Genomic DNA, 17,059 nt, shown 5'->3' on the forward strand with positions numbered 1-17,059 from the left:
TTGGCTTTTCTCTTAATTGACTGAACAGCTTCAATTATCTGGTTTAGGAACAATTCTTTCCACCGGGAAAGTTACAGTAGCAACTGTTCCTTTATTCAGCTTACTTTCCAGGTTAAATTGCCCGTCGTGATTGGCAATCAAGGCTTTGACAATTGATAAGCCCAGCCCCGTACCCTCGTGGTTACGCGTCATACTTTCAGCAACCTGCCCAAAAGCTTCTTGCACACGTTCGATATATTCGGGGGAAATACCAATCCCCGTATCTTCTACCTGCACACGAAAGCCCTGTGAATTGCATTCCAGACGCACAAACACCTTCCCGCCGGGGTCGGTAAATTTAATGGCATTGGTTAACAGGTTAAGCAGAATTTGTTTGAATTGTCGTCTATCCAACAAAGCATAAAGATCAGTTGTTTTATTCTCGGTAACAATCTTTATTCTGCCAGATTCCGCCCGATCTTTGACGAGGAAAAGAACCTTTTCGATAGTTTTCTCTACGGGAATGATCTCTTCATCCAATTCCAGCTCGCCAGCTTCGATACGAGAAATATCAAGGATATCGTTAATCAGTTCTAATAAAAACTTACCCGATTTCTGGATATCATCCACGTATTCTATATTTTTGCTGCTACCCAACGGGCCAAAAATCTCATGGCTCAGGGTTTCTGAAAAACCGATGATTGAATTAAGGGGCGTTCGCAATTCATGGCTCATGTTCGCCAAAAACTCAGATTTGGCACGGCTGGCCATTTCCGCACGGTCCTTTTCAAGCATAAGCTCTTCGGTACGCTCTGCGACCCGAGCTTCCAAGTTCTTATTAATATCAAGCAAGGCTTGTGAAGAAATATCCCGTTGAATACTAACCAGAACCGCAGATCGAAGCGTCAGGAAAACAATAAACAGTAACCCAAGAGCTACGCTGCCTAAAACAAGTGTCGACAACAGAATGAGGCGATCAATCTCTGCTATTCGCTCTGTAACATCATAATGTATTTCAAAAGCACCACGGAAATGCCCTTGGTCGTCAACCTCCATCAAAGGAACATAGGTTTCAACGACATCCTGAACAACAACTTCATTTTCATGGTTTATCTTATTATCGCGGACCAGATGCGTATAAATACCTCCCTTGGCCACAATATTATGAAAGTAATCATTTTTGTTAATTTTTCCGATGTCTTCTGCATCCGTTGAATAAACAGTTGTCCCATCCGGGGCAAACAGCTTGAACTTCAAAAGCCCCATACCCTTCGCAACAATTAAGGCATTTTGATGCATGTCTTGCGATAAAGAGCCCGAAGAAAAATCTTCATTATTCGGTATGATAAGATCATCGGCCAGATGATTAGCAGCGCGTATAGCCTCTTCTTCCGTATGCTGTGTAACAAACCCGGAAAACATTGGCAGTACAATAAAATAATCCGCCATAGGAAAGGTGACCGCGATTAAAAGGGAGACGATAAATATTCCGCGTAAATATCCCGTCCTGAAAACGGTTTGTATCTGCGTTTTCAGGGTATCATATCTTGTTTTATATCCGGCCTTATCTTGTTCAGCCGCATTACTTTTTTCTGCCAAAAAGCTGCTCTCCGATATTTACTCTTGCCCCCTTGAGAAAACCCAAAACACACTTCGAAATTTTATGACATAGGACTTTAAAAAGAATGAAGAAATGCACATCATTTTCATCAAATAGAAAAAATCACCCCAATCCCTCGCCTAAGTTCTTGCCTAAATTCTTATATGTTAACAGTGCTTTTTCCCTTGATGACTTAAGGCTGGTAATCACATTCGGGTAATCCCGACCCAGCTTAAACCCAGTAGCATCAAGGGCCTCTTCCGGGGCCTCCCAAGGGGCGAAAATATAACGTACTGGTAGCTTGGCAAGTTCGGGAACATACGTACATATATAATCCGCATCCCCATCAAAACGTTTACTTTGTGTGACCGGATTAAAAATTCGAAAATAAGGGGCAGCATCTGCACCTGACCCCGCCACCCATTGCCAACTGGCACTATTGCTGGCGAGATCGGCATCAACCAAGGTATCCCAAAACCACCTTGCCCCTTCGCGCCAGTGAACGCCTAGGTTCTTGGTCAAAAAGGACGCGACAATCATTCTTACCCGATTGTGCATGTAACCAGTTTGCCATAACTCACGCATGCCAGCATCGACAATGGGAACCCCGGTCATTCCCCGTTGCCAGGCCTTCAGATCAGTATCAGATCCAAACCATTCAAAGCCATCAAACTTAGGCTGAAAATTCTGATCTGGAAGCTTTGGAAAATGATACAGCAAGTAGTAAGAGAACTCACGCCAAGCGAGCTCGGAATAAAAATGATCCCTATTTTCCCCAGCGCTTTGTTCCAAAATCACGTTCAGAACATAATTTGGCGAAACCTCCCCAAAGTGCAAATGGGGCGACATTCTGGAAACACTTCTTTCGGATGGAAAGTCCCGCCCCTTTTTATATCTACTCAAGCCGTTCGAGATAAATTCATCCAACGCAAGGTGTGCAGCCTTTTCCCCCATAGACCAATAAGAGCACATCTGTTCTACCCAGCTCTTCTGTTTGGGCAGTAAAGGCAACTCTGCCAAATTTAACGATCCATTATCCTTTATGGCGTCTATTCCTTCGGGAACAGGAACAGGTTTAGCGGGCAACGTTGCCGCACGGCAGGCCCGAAAATAAGGTGTAAAAACTTTATAGGGTGTGCCATCTTTTTTTAGAACTTCCCAGGGTTCCCACAGCAAAGACCCATTAAAGCTTTTAACCGCGGCATCTACATCAGTCAGAATTTCTTTGATGTTTCTGTCACGATTTATGCGCCAGGGTTCATAACATCTGTTCCAATAAACACTTTTTACTCCCAACCGCTTCACCAGTTCCGGCAACACCTCTTCTGCTTTTCCATGGTAAAGAGAGAGCTTACCATCGAGCGACTGGTCCAGTTTCTGTAACGAGTTATTCAGCCAGACACGACTGGCGGCCCCCATGGCCCAGTCCTCGGCACTGTCATCGTCTAAAATATAAATGGGATAAAATCGCCCTGATTTGACCGCCGCACACAAAGCAGGATTATCTTCCAGCCTAAGGTCCTGGCGAAACCACAAAATAGAGATACTTTCAGACGACATTATTTAAAACCTGAACATTAATTATAAATTAAACTCGGCTATACCCGAAACAATCCCTCATGTAGGGACTAGTCACCCTATATAAGCACTGCATAATATCCACCACAACATCGCAAGTATTACCACGCGTCATTTTAGGTGTATTAATTATAGTTACCCCCAAGTACTTACATTTAAGTTGCTAAAGCCACTTACTACGTTCACTATATGTTCCAATCCGTTCAACGCAAGCTCGTTTATGGGATATGATATGGCTAAAATGCACACCCTTTCAAAAAAACATAAAGAGTTCATCCTGCAACAACCTCTTTTCTTTGTCGCAACCGCAGGGAAAGACAGTCGCGTTAATGTCTCCCCCAAGGGTCTGGATAGTCTTCGAATCATAAATTCAAATCGTATTATCTGGCTTAATGTCAGCGGCAGCGGCAACGAAACAGCGGCGCATCTGCGTGATATCAATCGAATGACCCTGATGTTTTGTGCCTTCGAAGGCGATGCATTGATTTTACGCGTTTATGGTCAGGCCAAGATAATTCACCCCCGCGACGACCAATGGGACGAAGTACTTGCTCTTTTCCCCAAGGTTGCCGGCAGTCGCCAGATTTTTGACATGACCATTGATCTTGTGCAGACATCATGCGGAACTGGTGTCCCGGAAATGTCTTTTGTCAAAAGCCGTGCAGAAAAAGAACTACTCCCCTTTTACGAAGAAATGGGATCAGAGGGAGTGGCAAAGTATTGGGGGCGCAAAAATGTCAAAAGCATTGACGGTCACCCCACCGGCATTTTTGAAGGTGATTAAAGGAGGCTTATAAACTCAATAGGGAATAACCTGCCCATCCCACGCAAAGATTTGACCACTATCTGACGATGTTACGCCTTTAAGAACTGACAGTAGTTTTTTTGCGGAATAGTCCGGCGTAAATAACTTGCCCTTTGGGACATTTGATTGAAAGGGCTTTGAAAGGTCGCTATCAACCGTTCCAGGATGCAGACCAATAACCACCGCATTCTTATGTGTTCGCTTCAGCTCAATACTCGCCGTTTTAAGAAACATATTCAGTGCTGATTTTGACATTCGATAAGCATACCAGCCCCCTAAACGATTATCTTCGATGGACCCAACACGTGCAGATATCGCAGCAAAAACTGACCGTGACTTTTGATTTAACTTTGGCAAGAAATGTTTGGCAATCATCGCAGGCCCTATCGTATTCACGGTATAGAGCTCCATCAGGTTTTTAGGTGTCAGATCACGTAAGGATTTTTCAGGTTTATGATCGTTGTCATGAAGTGTGCCCGTCGCAACAATAAGAAGATCAATAGGCTGTTTAATCATGCGAGCGTGCTCTTCAAGCTGCGCTTCGTTCGAAAAATTCAATGAATAGTATGTCATTTGAGGTAAAGAATAGTCAGGCACACGCCTTGAAAATACATGTACCTGTGCTGATGGATTTTCTTTTGAAAGCTGCTGCACCAACGCTGCGCCAATAGCCCCTGAACCACCAAAAACAACAATATTATCCATATAAATTTCTTTCTTATCCATTACCTTAACGCAAATCAAGGCCACTTGATCTTGTTACGCAATAACCCCACCCCTTCGATTTCAACAGAGATTTCATCACCAGAAACAACGGCAGATGTTCTTCCCGGCGTGCCCATAAAAATCAGATCACCGGGCTTAAGGGTGAAATAATTGCTGAGATAACTAACGACTTTTGCAGGTTTGTGGATCATATTGGCTGTTTTTTCCTGTTGAACGATTTCACCGTTCAATCTGGTTGTCAGCAAAAGATTATTCCAATCAAGCCCCGTAACAAGAACAGGGCCTACCGGACCAAAACCGTCACTTGCCTTTGATCGCATCCACTGAAGATCACGACCTTGCCACGATCTTTCAGTCAGATCATTTCCAGCAGTAATCCCAAAGATATACTCTTTGGCTTTTCCTTCTGAAATATTTTTAGCTTCTTTACCGATAACGACAACCAGCTCCCCTTCAAAATGAACATTCCTAGCATCATCAGGCACAAACACGTCCTGACCATGACCGATAAGAGAAGACGGCAATTTCAAAAACAGTGGTGGCGGCGCATCAGTAGAAGAAGACATATGGCTGGCAAAATTCATTCCCACAGCAAAAACCTTTTCAGGTTCTGACGGCGGCAATAACAAAACATCTTTTAAGGCCACCGTATCATTCGACAGTCCAGACAAAGGAAAGAGCCCTTTCTCTAACCGTGTGATCATCTGTCCAGTTAGCATCCCGTAGTGTGCCTGTCCTTTAAATTCATATCTCACATAACGTTCTATCGGGCCATCGCCACTTTGGGCTATATGACTGCTTAACATTAGGCAGAGGCTTACCCAGACACATATCGCTGTTAATCGCATTGTGTTTTCACCCATCCAGTTGAAAGAAAACCGTCGTTTTCCTAACAATACTCCTCTTGTTTCGATCTGTAGAAAGCTTATTTCACAACAATGTTAACTTTCTCATCAATTATCATCGTAACGTTAGAATCATATTAGTCCCATAGGCCCCAACCCTAGCCAACACAGAAACCCCTTCCAATTAGCGCGAACAAAGATCATAAAATAATGCTTATGAAACTTTCATAATCACCATAAACTCATTATTTATCATTGACTTAAAATCAAACGTTCTAATTTTCTAAAATATTTTAAGGTCATAGTTGAATAATGGGATTTACTTTTCTCTTATTCTAACTGTAATATCCCCGCCACAATATAAGAAGCCAGAAAACTACTGCGAAACATAACGCAACTAAAAGCTTGTTTTCAAAGGCACATAATAAAAGCACCACCAAGAACAGTTTTTGACAAGCTCTTGAAATCATAACGATTTCTAGGGCTATTTGCCTATACATACTTTTTGATACTCAGACCAGATCAACCCGGGGGATAGGTTATCGTGAGCCCTGATAACAGCAGCGACCAACATACTGCTTTAACGAGCAAATCAATTAATGATGTTGCGCAACAGACACTCTCTCAACCTCCGGCATATACCCCGGCATATACAGGGCATAAACGTCCCCGAATAAACCTTATTGCTTCAACAGCGACGACCTGCTCCATTATTCTCTGTTACGGTACCTTGATGCTCATTAACCTTTTAGGGCAAATGGGTTTTGACATCACTGTCAACGAAACCCTCTGGGCTGGCGCCATTACTTTTGCCTCTTTGTTAGCTATTCTTGGTTTGCTTGCTAACCTTTACCGTCATAAACATGTCTTGCCAGTGGTAATGGGTGGTCTTGGCTGTGGGCTTGTAAACTATGTAATGCATTTTGATTACTACTTAACCCTGGAACTACTGGGTTTTGCTTGCCTCTGTTGCGCGGCTATGTTGGATTGGCGGGCTTTAACAAAATAACCAAAAATGTTTAGCGCATCACAGAACTGATAAAATCTGTTATCCTGTGTGAATAATGATCGAACAGGCAAACGAAAACCGTGACCATAGAAATACCTTCTGTTCCCAAACCATACCAAGACAATACGATGACCAGACGCCGGGATGATGATCCCGCCTATAATGATGCCTGTCGTTTTATCATCAAGCTGGGCACAGCGGTTCATAGTTATGGTCCCTCTGCGGCGCGTCTTGAAGCTTACCTCAATGGCGTTACAGAAACTTTGGGGTATCAGGGGGTCTTCCGATCTACGCCTTCGGAAATAACCTTTGCCTTTTCTAAACCCGGTCAACTTTGGCAAAGAACACATATCGCTCCCGTGCCAGTGGGTGGATATAATATGGCCAAACTCGCCTACGTTGGCGATCTGGTCGAAAAACTGGTATCCGGAGAATATAACCTATCAGAAGCCTATGACAGGTTGGACGAAATCGAAAACATGTCCAATCCTTGGGGTGTTACGACCTATGCCCTAAGCTTTGTTCTCGTCGGGTTTGGCTTTGCCGGACTTGTTCAGGGTAATTTATGGGATGTTGCGATATCCGGCCTTCTCAGTCTGGCCGTTTATATTATTGTCGTGATCGCCGATAAAATCGGGGGACGTTTTGCCGACGCCTTACCTTTTGTTTCCGCCTACTTCGCCGGGGTTAGTGCCGCCGCCATCAAGCTATTTTTACCCGAACTCAACCACACAGTCGTCACCCTTTCCGCGATCGTTATTCTTATTCCTGGTTTTATGGTCTCGGCCGGTATCATTGAAATTGTCGAAAACCATGTTGTCGCAGGGTCCGCGCGTTTGATGGGGGGGCTGGTTTATCTGATTAAACAGTTCACAGGGGCATGGCTTGGTATTGCGACAATTGGGTTGCTCTGGTCCTCTGAAAATGGGGCCAGCGGCTCTTACAATATTGGCAACGAGATCTGGCTTTATATTGCCATGCTTTTTCTAGGTCTGTGTTTTGCTTATCAAACGCTGCTGAGGGATTTTACCTGGGTTGTGATCAGCTGCGCCTTATCTTTTGGTGCCGTAAACTTAAGTAGCACTTTGTTATCTGCAAACCTTGGTACTCTTTTTGGGGCTTTAGCCGCAGGTCTCTTTGCTAATCTTTGGGCCAGAACAACCGGACGACCAACATCCATTGTTCTTATCCCCTCGATTACTGTTCTCGTCAGTGGCTCTATCGGCTTTCGCGGATTGGTCGTTGTCGCTGCGGGACAAACAGATCAGGGTATTGATCAATTCATTCAAATGTTCGTTGTAGCGCTGGCAATTGCCGCGGGGCTTTTGGTCGCCAACACGATCCTGCGTCCCAAAGTAACGCTCTGACCTCAAGATGTCAGGCTAACTTTACTATTAGCCACAAAAAAAGGGTGCCTGACCAACACCCTTTCATATTCATCAATCAACAGGATTTCAAATTGCTAGATTTGGAATAATCTGTTTTTTACGGGATACAACCCCCGGCAAGACAACACTATCGCCAGACACCTTTACCCCAAAAGATTTTTCAGCAACCTGTTTCACCAAGTCATTCGCGATCAACAAAGTCGCTTCTTCTTTTAGAATATTCACGACAAAAAGAAGAACCTGATCAATCTCATCTTCGGTGGCAACCGCCCCCATAGAAGACATAAGGCTGTCTTTACGGGCAAAAATCGTTTCAGGGCTCGTGGTTTCCAACACAGAAACGCGGAATTTGGTATCGCCAATTTCATACTTTTTACTATCAAGGCGAAGTAGTTCAGCATCCGAAAAATGTGAAACATCCGACTTTGCCGCGAACATTTCCCCAGCATAGGTCGGGATGTCCAGCCCGAGATCACTCGCAAGGTCAGCCGCAAGCTTCCGATCCACATCTGTGGTTGTCGGGCTTCTGAATTCCAATGTATCAGACAGAATACATGACAGCATCAACCCCTTAATGCCCTCTGGCGCTTTTGTAATATCTTCACCCATCATACCGATCATAATCGTTGCGGTAGATGCCAAGGGTTTAATGGTAATATTGATCGGTTGTTTTGTTTTAATGCCGCCAACCAACAGGTGATGGTCGATAATTTCAATAATATTGGCATCATTGACATTGGCCGGGAGTTCAGCCGGGTTGTTGGTATCAACGATAACCACGTCCTGACCTGCATCCAGATCACCCAATAGGGCCGGCACATCAAAGCCCCAGCGCTTAACAACGAACTGCGCCTCTGTATTCGGCGTTTCCAGAACAAAGGCTTGCGCCGCTTGCCCCTTGATTTCTTTAAGATACCAAGCCCAGATCAGGGCCGAGCATGTCGCATCTGTGTCAGGTGCCAAATGGCCAAAGATTTTGATCATGTTCAAACAGTCATCATTTTATTAGTAAAAGATCGGATTCACCTGCTGTTATAATAAAGCACAAAGCTTCTGTCACGGCCCTTTCAAGCCTGTGACAAAAGGGGCGAGACCAACAAAAGGAAGAATAGACAAAATGCCATAGACGCGATCTTGAAAAAACAGTGAATCAAAGATAACGATCCAACATGTAAAACGCTGATATGACTTATTAATACTAAAATATGTGATCAAGTCTGGGTGTAAATAAGTTAAGAACTAGCTCTTAAAAATTAACTCGGGTCGTTATTTTTCGAATTATTAAAACCATACTCCGAAAGAATTTCATCGTATCGACCACTTTCCTTCAGAATCTCAACACCCCGATCAAAAGCTAAGGTCAGTTCATGTTCTCGAAAAACGGCATATTTATGGCCCGGCAAAAACACCTGATGAATAGCAATAGCTTGTGAAGTATCAATCCCGGTGGGAAAGCGGGCATTTTTGACAAACCATGCCAGGATATTTTTATCTCCGATAACCAAATCAACATCCCCGGCATACAGTCGGGTAATCTGTTCCCGTTGTTTGGCAACTTCCTGATAGAACTCAAACGTCGTGATCAGCGGTGCAAACTCTTGCCCCAGAACCTTTGAAGCAGTTTGAAAAGCGACAACCCGCATTCCTTTCAGATCCGTAAGGCGGTTAACCCTCAGATTATTAGCGGCCAACGATATCGCAACGTTTTGATAAGTGATATAGCTCTTGGAATAAAACCCATCCAATTCTTCCTGCGAAGAAACGGTTATGGCCCCGTCAGTCACCCCGTCAAGAAATTCAGCATTTCGGCGTTTGTTCGAGACATAGAACGGAATAATATTGTATCCCTCCAAGGCCATGGCTTCTCGAACGATATCTAGCTCGGCCCCACGGTTTTCACTTGCAATAACATAGGGCGGCACCGAAAACCCGACACTGATATGAACAACTTTTTTGCTTTTAGGGGAAATTGATGTTTGCGCCCAGAGTGCCGAGGAAGAAAGCCCCAGTAACCCTGCTGAAAACCCTATAACCAGAAATAGGCAAAGGAAAAATTTCAGAAATACTTTATCCCAAAGCCTTAATACTGAATTCTGTAATCGGCAATACCCCAAACACATGTATACCGCCTTCAATTCTTACAACAGTCCCGTAATATTCTAAAAACAGGCCTCGTAACAGATTTGACCTTTACACTAAACGATGAGGCGTAAATGAATACGTACCATAACAGAAAACAGCCACTTATGCGAGAAAATTAACACATAAACATACCATGAACTGTTGCTTCTAATTTAGTGTACAAGGATATACCATTACCCATAGTCCAGAATGTCACCGGGCTTACAGTCGAGAACCTCACAGATTTTTTGCAAGGTATTAAACCGTATCCCTTTGACTTTCCCAGACTTTAAAAGAGATAGATTTTGTACTGTGATGCCAACGGCCGCGGCCAGTTCATTTGATCGCATCTTTCGCCTCGCCAGCATCACATCCAAGGTCACAATTATTTCTTTTTGGATTTCTATTTGCGAGCCATCCGTACTTTTGTGTTCATTATCCATCTTCTTACACAATCTTTTCATATTCTTCGGCAATTTCTCCCGCCCGGATCATAACAGATGCCATAAGGGACAAAAGAACACCAACCAACAACAGAACAAAAGCGATTGGGGCCGTCGCAGCATCCAGATCTAATGTAATCATCCGCTGCCCCACGGGATTATTGTAAGTTAACGCAATGCTCATCAACGCCTGAACCACGGGGATAAGAAGCGTAAAGACCACCAGTGACAATCCAAACCGCCTTAGCGATTGGCTGAAAGAAGGTAGATGCCATTCCCCCATGTTAATTTGTTTAAAGATCCGCGCCACGGCCAACAAACCTACAGCCAATATCCCCAGATGAATTGTCGAAATAAGGCCGCCGAACAACCGATTGCTGATGGCAACATTGAATTCAGTCTCGACCATGCCCGAATAAGCACGCGCAGGAAATTCGACAAGGTCCGGGCTCATCCACAGCGCGATATTTATTGCTAGAAACAGTATCGCCAGCACGCGGGACAAAGGTGCTAATAATTTTGTTAAAAACATCATGATACTCACATTCCATATTCATTTAATATAAAACTAATTATCGTTTTACATTAATTATGTCAAACAAAACATGTATCGATTCGTTTTACATCATATCATTTTCGTATATGATTTTCGTCGAATTTTTATCCTGCATAACAACAATTTATCTCTTCTTCTCGACCGCCTTATCTTCAAGCCACATCCAAGGACTAGGTTCAAAGAGCATCGTGTAGCTTCTTAAGAAGGGTTGGAAAAAGAGTATTTGATCTCTACCAAAGATAAAGGCAAGATCCCCTTATAAACGCCTAATCAAATTAGGAAACGACATAAAAGAACTACTGGAGAGCCGACTTGGGCCGCTTATTTGCACGTTTTATATTATCGCTAGTGATGGTGCTAACATTGGTATTTCCTGCGTTTGCAGATAACTTGGAAGACGCAGAAACAGCGGTTAAACAGCGCGACTACAATACCGCGTTTAGCCTCTATCTTCCCCTTGCGGAAGAGGAAAACCAAGAAGCTCAGTATGCTTTAGGGCAAATGTATAGCAAAGGTCTGGGCACAGAGCAGAATGTTAAAACGGCGGCAAGCTGGTACGAAAAAGCAGCGGATCAGGGGCACTTGCTTTCTCAAGTTCAAGTCGGACGTATCTATTTCCTGATCACCAATGAATTAGTCAAAGCCCACAAATGGTTAAATGTGATTACCTTACGAAAAATTGAAGGCGCAAAGAAACTACAGCTCTTTGCCAAACAGATGCGAAATGACATTGCCAAAGAAATGACACCCGAGGAAATAGAACAAGCTGAAAAAGCAGCTAAGGACTGGATTGCCAATAACGAAGGTAATGCCGAAACGCAATAGCCCTTACATCGATTTAAAAGGGCCAAAACCACCCCAAATACTGATAAAGATTACAGACTAAATTACTGGATCAAATTACTGGGTCAGATTACTGGGCCAAATTGCTGGGCAGGTCACTGGCAAACGATTGGGGCAAACGATTGGGGCAAACGATTGGGGCACCAAAATAGCCCCTTAAAACCATCAAACTTAGGCTTTAGCTGGCTCTAGATAAAAAGAAGCTTTGTGCATCCGATCGCTGTAATAGCGTGTGGGGAATTCTGCTTTCCGAAAACCCGGATCATCTTGTTCGGCCAGTTTTGACAGATCACTTCTGTCACTCGCCCAAGCAAAAGCATGAAGCCCCCCCACATAGGTTGGGATTGCAGCATGATAAAAACCACCAAAGCCAAACAAAGACAGCATGCGCTCGTGCATATGTTTTAGAATAGAAGGCTGGTAAGACGGGCACCCCGCTTGAGCAACCATAACTCCGCCTTCGGCCAGTCGGCCCTTGCAGCTTTGGTAAAAATTATCTGTAAACAGGCTGGTTGAATTGTCATCAGGATCTGTGGAATCAATGATAATAATATCGTACTGATTTTGACTGGATGACAAATATTCTGCGCCGTCCCCGATAATAAAATTCAACCGGGGATCGTCATATGCCCCATCAAGAAGCGTTGCCAGATGATCCCGGCAAACCTGGACCAAGACACCGTCCAGTTCCACCATTGTCACCTGTTGTACTGTTTTGTGCTTTAATACTTCCCGTAAAACGGTGCCGTCCCCTGCCCCAATAATCAAAACGGATTTTGGATCTGGGTGGGATAGCAACGGTACATGGGTAATGCTCTCGCTATAGATCTCTTCATCGTGTTCTGTAATCTGAACAGCATCATCAAGTACAAGCACGCGCCCCAACAGATCATTTGCGAAAATTTCGACCTGCTGAAAGTCTGTTTTCCCTTCGAAAAGAACCTGATCCCGGCGGATAGATTGCCGAATTTCAGGGTGAATACCTTCTACGAACCAGGACATTTTCCAGAACTTTCAATAGCTTAAAACAAGTCTCTTAGTCATAAGCTCTCTATCAAAAAAAGTCCACGACATTCCCCAAATCACCTGGTGATAATATCGGTGTTAATATTTATAATATCACATGATCCATAATTTCATGTGCAGCCTGTTGCCCTGTCAGATAGGCCCCCGGTGCCATGGTTGCCCATTTACCGTGCAACGCTTCACCAGCAAAGAATAAACGATTAGCCACAGATTGACGTGCGACTTCCCTTAGATGGTTTTTACCAATACTTGAATAGGCGTATCCCCCGCGTGCAAAAGGATCAGCCAACCATTTTGTTGCATGTCCTTTGCCAACAAGCTTTTTGACATCATTTCCCAAAACAGACGCCAGCGACGACACAGCAAAATCCTGTACCGCCTCTTGGTTACTTTCCGTGAGATCGCGCGCCAGTTGTCCACCAACAAACATCGTGCTCATGGCCTGCCCAAAGGGGCACAGAAGATGACTGTGCCAACTGTCGATCTGGTCCATGCCTTGCGGTGCTTCGATATAGGCTTCATTTGTATCCGCATCAGGGATAAGTGCTTTAAAGCCCAAATCAAACTGAAGGCTGATTTTATCCAATAAAGCCATCGGCAACGCGTGAAAAGCAGCCATCTTGTCTTGTGGTAATCCCGGGGAAAATTTCAGTGTTTCATCGGCAATAATTTCAGTCGGTACCGTTACGACAACAGCACGACAAGTCATCGTCCCTTGATTGGATCGCACTTTAACTTCCTGCCCCTGCCAATCAATTTTCTCGACAACAGTTCCCAGTTTTACGGGCACAGACCCAAGAGCTTTAAAAATTCCTGCGGCAAAGCCTTGCGGAACCATCCACTCTGTTCCGGTTTCATACTGTGTTTGATAATCGATCACCGACAAGCGATCAGAATGCACACCGGCCTCAAACGGGCCTTTCCGAAGTTGTGCCAACTCATCCCACTTATTCTTTGGCGGACGCAGATTGTGGATAGAAGTATCACCGTGTGTAACAACATCATAAGCCCAGAGATCATCATAAAGCGCGTCCTCGGCCTTCTCGATCTCCTGAATTTCCTGTTCAGTTGCTCGGCGCGCGCCTCTGCCGCCCTCGCCTTGCCCCTGCACAAAATAAATTGGCTCCCTAGCCCCAAAGTCAAAGGTATCATATCCCGTCTGATCCCGGATCAAAGAAGACAAAGGATTTTCATCAGCAGAGTGCAACCAGGTACAGCCATGATCATAGGGCACACCAAAGGTTTCCTGTTCCGTATAAGCCCTGCCCCCGATACGATCCCGTGCTTCAAGAACGAGCACCGACACCCCGTGTTGCATCAGCGTTCTGGCGGCTGTCACCCCTGCTATTCCGGCCCCGACAATAATGACATCAGGGTTTGTCACGGTCATAGTTTCACCCCAAGCTTATGCTCAAACTGTTGACGACCTAAAGCCGTTAGCTTGATAATTCTGCGATGTTTGGTTCGCTCTATCCACTTCGACCTAAAAGCCAGTTCCGATATCGCAGCCCCCAATGCCCCGGCCACATGGGGCTTTCGCTCACTCCAATCCAGACATTGCGGCGCAAATTGGCGGCGTGTTTTCCGTAAGTCCTCTAGATCAATGCCCAGTTGATCAAAGAAGTTTTCACCCTTTTTCGTCACATCATAGTGGCGGTCATCTTCGATCAGATACCCCAGATCAACCAACGCTGTCGTTATTGAAACGCCTAATTCACCCGCTATATGGTCATAACACAGCCGTGCGCATCTGGCCTGTTTCTGTTCTACTGATACTTGCCGGATGGGTACAGGCTTATGACGAACCAGATGTATCAGCGGTTCCAACGCTTCGGCAACTTCGTCCCCAGCCAGTTTATAATACCGATGGCGTCCGTGTTTTTCACAAAGCAGTAAGCCACCAGAAACAAGCTTGGACAGATGTTCACTTGCCGTTGCAGCAGAAACACCCGCAGCTTGCGATAACTCTGTCGCTGTCAAGGCGCGCCCGTCAAAAAGCAGCGCCAACATTGCCGATCGTGCTGGCGATCCGATCAACGCCCCGATAGAGGCCATAGAAGGTTCCACATCCATATTTCGGTTTTATCCAAAACATATCGACAAAGCAAGTGATATGGTGTTTACATTAAACAACCATCGCATAGAAAAGCACCCACCTATGACAACTCAAAACACGTCAGAAGCAACGACTTCAAAACCTCGGACCATTTCCAATCAATACACCGGAAAAGCAGACAACAGCGGCGCAGTAGATCAGGAAAATACCGCTCGTATTAAAAGGGGCATTCTTCTTGTTGTTTTATCCGCTACCCTTTTCAGTCTGGCTGGTATTTTCACCAAAAGTATTCAGGCAGAAACGTGGTCTATCATAGCGTGGCGCGGTATTTTCGCAGCTCTTTTTCTCTTTCTTTGGATCGGCTATCAAAAAAGCTTTACCCGCAGCTTCCTGCGAATGGGCCGAAACGGGCTTTCGGTCGCTATAATCGGTGCACTAGGAACAGCAGCTTTTCTATCCGCATTCAAGCTAACTTCTGTCGCCAATGTTTCCCTGATCTATGCCGCCGCACCCTTACTCGCAGCCATGATTGCTTGGATATGGCTCAAAGAGAAAATTACCAAGCCTGTTGCGTGGGGGTGCTTGGGTGCTATTACCGGGGTTCTGATTGTGGTCAGTGGGTCGCTAGGACAAATAAATTTAGAAGGTGACCTGCTTGCCCTTGTCATGACCTGCTCACTTGCTCTGATTATGGTGATTTATCGCCGCTATCCCGATACGCCATCCGCCGGACCAACAGCTTTGTCGTCGTTATTGTTAATTCCCGTATGCTTTTATTTTGGATCCCCCCAGCACATTGATTTTTCCGAACTGCTTTTGCTTGCCGTTTTTGGGTTAATCTTTGCAATTGCGGCTATTTCCTTGACCGAAGGCGCCAAGCTAATTCCATCGGGTCAAGCCGCACTGGTCAGTTCGCTTGAAACACCCATTGCCCCCTTACTCGCCTGGTTGATCCTTTTTGAAACCCCAACTGTTCATGCTATGATCGGGGGCACTGTGATTATGGTCGCTGTGATTTACAGCCAACGAGCAAGTCAGCCATCCCCCCTACCCTAAGGGCTAGGACATCAAATCATTCGCCACCTTGTTCGACAAGGCTCTCTCGCCATAGGTAAATGTACCCTGCTCTTTTATTTCGGTTGCGGCCTGCATAAAGCCGCCCAGTGCAGCACGGGCCATTGAGCCACCCGTCGATATTCTTTTCACCCCGACATCTGCAAGTTCGTCTACGCTAAAGGTCGCCCCGACAAGCCCCATCACCACATTCACAGGTTTTGATACAGCCTCACAAACAGTATTAATCGCGTCCAGATCGGGTAATCCCGGCGCAAAGAGAACATCTGCCCCCGCACGTTCAAAGGCCTGTAACCGTCGGATGGTATCATCCAGATCAAGCCGTCCACGGATAAAGTTTTCACTCCGCGCGGTAAGCAAAAATGGCTGCCCTCGACAGGCTTCACTGGCTGCATGAATACGCTCAACAGCCAGATCAAAATCATAAATCGGATTTTCAGGATCGCCCGTGGCATCTTCGATAGAACCACCCACGAGCCCGGCCCCTATGCCGCCCTTTATCGTTTCCACACAGTTTTCCGGTGCCGCGCCAAAACCATCTTCCAGATCAGCAGACACCGGAAGATCCGTCGCAGCAACAATTTCACGACAATTCGCAAGTGTTTCTTTAAGATTAAGGGCTGCAAGGCCGTCTTTGCGTCCCGTCGCAAAAGCCATCCCGGCAGATGTTGTTGCAAGCGCTTCAAACCCCAGAGAAGATAAAATCTTTGCTGTCCCCGCGTTCCATGGGTTGGGAATAACAAAGGCCCCCGGTCTTTCATGAAGCTTTTTAAATGCCAGGTATTTTTCTTCTTGTGTTGGTGACATATCAAATCTCCCTCAGAAACTTAAAACACAACAGTAAATAGCACCGAACCACCTATCCTTGTCCAAAGATAATACAGGTAGGAAGTGTCAAAGAAACCATTAACGCCGCACCAGTGATCCGATAGAATTATGCTAATTATTTTTTCCATCCCCTGTTAGCAAATAACGACTTATTATGATCGCCGCTCCCTTTTTATCATCCC

General features: G+C 45.1%; 17 protein-coding genes. 5 read left to right on the forward strand and 12 right to left on the reverse strand.

The window, feature by feature from the left end; translation table 11 throughout:
- Window positions 1–30 precede the first annotated feature (30 nt).
- Both ACN0QW_RS12415 and ACN0QW_RS12420 read right to left on the reverse strand, forming a co-directional pair.
- A complete protein-coding gene (locus ACN0QW_RS12415) occupies window positions 31–1,578 on the reverse strand; it encodes a sensor histidine kinase (RefSeq protein WP_417431947.1) in 1,548 nt (515 codons plus the stop codon).
- A gap of 124 nt (window positions 1,579–1,702) precedes the next feature.
- A complete protein-coding gene (locus ACN0QW_RS12420; protein WP_417431948.1) occupies window positions 1,703–3,139 on the reverse strand; it encodes a cryptochrome/photolyase family protein in 1,437 nt (478 codons plus the stop codon).
- 250 nt (window positions 3,140–3,389) lie between these two features.
- On the opposite strand from ACN0QW_RS12420, the gene ACN0QW_RS12425 reads away from it, so the two are divergent.
- Entirely contained in the window at window positions 3,390–3,941 is a 552-nt protein-coding gene (locus ACN0QW_RS12425) for a pyridoxamine 5'-phosphate oxidase family protein (RefSeq protein WP_417431949.1), read from the forward strand.
- Between the two features lie 15 nt (window positions 3,942–3,956).
- On the opposite strand, the gene ACN0QW_RS12430 is transcribed toward ACN0QW_RS12425, so the two are convergent.
- Window positions 3,957–4,667 (reverse strand): SDR family NAD(P)-dependent oxidoreductase, encoded by a 711-nt coding sequence (locus ACN0QW_RS12430; RefSeq protein ID WP_417431950.1) that lies wholly within the window; start codon window positions 4,665–4,667, stop codon window positions 3,957–3,959.
- 35 nt (window positions 4,668–4,702) lie between these two features.
- Window positions 4,703–5,494 (reverse strand): fumarylacetoacetate hydrolase family protein, encoded by a 792-nt coding sequence (locus ACN0QW_RS12435; RefSeq protein WP_417431951.1) that lies wholly within the window; start codon window positions 5,492–5,494, stop codon window positions 4,703–4,705.
- 583 nt (window positions 5,495–6,077) lie between these two features.
- Here ACN0QW_RS12435 and ACN0QW_RS12440 point away from each other — a divergent pair.
- Together ACN0QW_RS12440 and ACN0QW_RS12445 are read left to right on the forward strand one after the other, a co-directional pair.
- The gene (locus tag ACN0QW_RS12440) at window positions 6,078–6,542 is read left to right on the forward strand and encodes a MerC family mercury resistance protein (protein ID WP_417431952.1); all 465 of its coding nucleotides are present in this window, start codon (window positions 6,078–6,080) and stop codon (window positions 6,540–6,542) included.
- 128 nt (window positions 6,543–6,670) lie between these two features.
- Window positions 6,671–7,909, forward strand: a complete 1,239-nt coding sequence (locus ACN0QW_RS12445) for a threonine/serine ThrE exporter family protein (RefSeq protein WP_417431953.1) — start codon at window positions 6,671–6,673, stop codon at window positions 7,907–7,909.
- An 87-nt stretch (window positions 7,910–7,996) separates the two neighbouring features.
- Here ACN0QW_RS12445 and ACN0QW_RS12450 read toward each other — a convergent pair whose 3' ends face one another.
- The 4 genes from ACN0QW_RS12450 to ACN0QW_RS12465 all read right to left on the reverse strand — a co-directional run bounded on the left by ACN0QW_RS12450 (window position 7,997) and on the right by ACN0QW_RS12465 (window position 11,029).
- On the reverse strand, window positions 7,997–8,914 hold the full coding sequence (locus ACN0QW_RS12450; protein WP_417431954.1) for a manganese-dependent inorganic pyrophosphatase: 918 nt from the start codon (window positions 8,912–8,914) through the stop codon (window positions 7,997–7,999).
- A gap of 269 nt (window positions 8,915–9,183) precedes the next feature.
- Window positions 9,184–10,050: a substrate-binding periplasmic protein gene (locus ACN0QW_RS12455; RefSeq protein WP_417431955.1), complete on the reverse strand. Its 867-nt coding sequence runs from the start codon at window positions 10,048–10,050 to the stop codon at window positions 9,184–9,186.
- 195 nt (window positions 10,051–10,245) lie between these two features.
- Complete coding sequence (locus tag ACN0QW_RS12460) at window positions 10,246–10,494, reverse strand: helix-turn-helix domain-containing protein (protein ID WP_417431956.1); 249 nt, start codon at window positions 10,492–10,494, stop codon at window positions 10,246–10,248.
- 4 nt (window positions 10,495–10,498) lie between these two features.
- Window positions 10,499–11,029 (reverse strand): hypothetical protein, encoded by a 531-nt coding sequence (locus ACN0QW_RS12465; protein ID WP_417431957.1) that lies wholly within the window; start codon window positions 11,027–11,029, stop codon window positions 10,499–10,501.
- A gap of 333 nt (window positions 11,030–11,362) precedes the next feature.
- Here ACN0QW_RS12465 and ACN0QW_RS12470 point away from each other — a divergent pair, with 333 nt between their 5' ends.
- Window positions 11,363–11,875: a tetratricopeptide repeat protein gene (locus ACN0QW_RS12470; protein ID WP_417431958.1), complete on the forward strand. Its 513-nt coding sequence runs from the start codon at window positions 11,363–11,365 to the stop codon at window positions 11,873–11,875.
- Window positions 11,876–12,064: 189 nt separating this feature from the next.
- Here the strand turns inward: ACN0QW_RS12470 and speE are convergent, their stop codons facing one another.
- The 3 genes from speE to ACN0QW_RS12485 all read right to left on the reverse strand — a co-directional run bounded on the left by speE (window position 12,065) and on the right by ACN0QW_RS12485 (window position 14,992).
- Entirely contained in the window at window positions 12,065–12,895 is an 831-nt protein-coding gene (speE, locus tag ACN0QW_RS12475; RefSeq protein ID WP_417431959.1) for a polyamine aminopropyltransferase, read from the reverse strand.
- A 109-nt stretch (window positions 12,896–13,004) separates the two neighbouring features.
- Window positions 13,005–14,309, reverse strand: coding sequence for a flavin monoamine oxidase family protein (locus ACN0QW_RS12480; RefSeq protein ID WP_417431960.1), 1,305 nt, complete (start codon window positions 14,307–14,309; stop codon window positions 13,005–13,007).
- A complete protein-coding gene (locus ACN0QW_RS12485) occupies window positions 14,306–14,992 on the reverse strand; it encodes an ArsR/SmtB family transcription factor (protein ID WP_299378181.1) in 687 nt (228 codons plus the stop codon). Before ACN0QW_RS12485 ends, ACN0QW_RS12480 begins: the two co-directional genes overlap by 4 nt.
- Window positions 14,993–15,077: 85 nt before the next feature.
- On the opposite strand from ACN0QW_RS12485, the gene ACN0QW_RS12490 reads away from it, so the two are divergent.
- Complete coding sequence (locus ACN0QW_RS12490; RefSeq protein WP_417431961.1) at window positions 15,078–16,031, forward strand: DMT family transporter; 954 nt, start codon at window positions 15,078–15,080, stop codon at window positions 16,029–16,031.
- Between the two features lie 3 nt (window positions 16,032–16,034).
- On the opposite strand, the gene ACN0QW_RS12495 is transcribed toward ACN0QW_RS12490, so the two are convergent.
- Window positions 16,035–16,856, reverse strand: a complete 822-nt coding sequence (locus ACN0QW_RS12495) for an isocitrate lyase/PEP mutase family protein (protein WP_417431962.1) — start codon at window positions 16,854–16,856, stop codon at window positions 16,035–16,037.
- Window positions 16,857–17,059: the final 203 nt, after the last annotated feature.

It is taken from the genome of Kiloniella sp. (genome assembly GCF_048259265.1).
Lineage (GTDB): Bacteria > Pseudomonadota > Alphaproteobacteria > Kiloniellales > Kiloniellaceae > Kiloniella.

Bases quoted from the DNA above. Each gene is read 5' to 3' on its own strand.
- ACN0QW_RS12420 (WP_417431948.1), bottom strand. From the start codon at position 3,139: ATGTCGTCTGAAAGTATCTCTATTTTGTGGTTTCGCCAGGACCTTAGG.
- ACN0QW_RS12425 (WP_417431949.1), top strand. From the start codon at position 3,390: ATGGCTAAAATGCACACCCTTTCAAAAAAACATAAAGAGTTCATCCTG.
- ACN0QW_RS12430 (WP_417431950.1), bottom strand. From the start codon at position 4,667: ATGGATAATATTGTTGTTTTTGGTGGTTCAGGGGCTATTGGCGCAGCG.
- ACN0QW_RS12435 (WP_417431951.1), bottom strand. From the start codon at position 5,494: ATGTTAAGCAGTCATATAGCCCAAAGTGGCGATGGCCCGATAGAACGT.
- ACN0QW_RS12445 (WP_417431953.1), top strand. From the start codon at position 6,671: ATGACCAGACGCCGGGATGATGATCCCGCCTATAATGATGCCTGTCGT.
- ACN0QW_RS12450 (WP_417431954.1), bottom strand. From the start codon at position 8,914: ATGATCAAAATCTTTGGCCATTTGGCACCTGACACAGATGCGACATGC.
- ACN0QW_RS12455 (WP_417431955.1), bottom strand. From the start codon at position 10,050: ATGTGTTTGGGGTATTGCCGATTACAGAATTCAGTATTAAGGCTTTGG.
- ACN0QW_RS12460 (WP_417431956.1), bottom strand. From the start codon at position 10,494: ATGGATAATGAACACAAAAGTACGGATGGCTCGCAAATAGAAATCCAA.
- ACN0QW_RS12465 (WP_417431957.1), bottom strand. From the start codon at position 11,029: ATGATGTTTTTAACAAAATTATTAGCACCTTTGTCCCGCGTGCTGGCG.
- speE (WP_417431959.1), bottom strand. From the start codon at position 12,895: ATGTCCTGGTTCGTAGAAGGTATTCACCCTGAAATTCGGCAATCTATC.
- ACN0QW_RS12480 (WP_417431960.1), bottom strand. From the start codon at position 14,309: ATGACCGTGACAAACCCTGATGTCATTATTGTCGGGGCCGGAATAGCA.
- ACN0QW_RS12485 (WP_299378181.1), bottom strand. From the start codon at position 14,992: ATGGATGTGGAACCTTCTATGGCCTCTATCGGGGCGTTGATCGGATCG.
- ACN0QW_RS12490 (WP_417431961.1), top strand. From the start codon at position 15,078: ATGACAACTCAAAACACGTCAGAAGCAACGACTTCAAAACCTCGGACC.
- ACN0QW_RS12495 (WP_417431962.1), bottom strand. From the start codon at position 16,856: ATGTCACCAACACAAGAAGAAAAATACCTGGCATTTAAAAAGCTTCAT.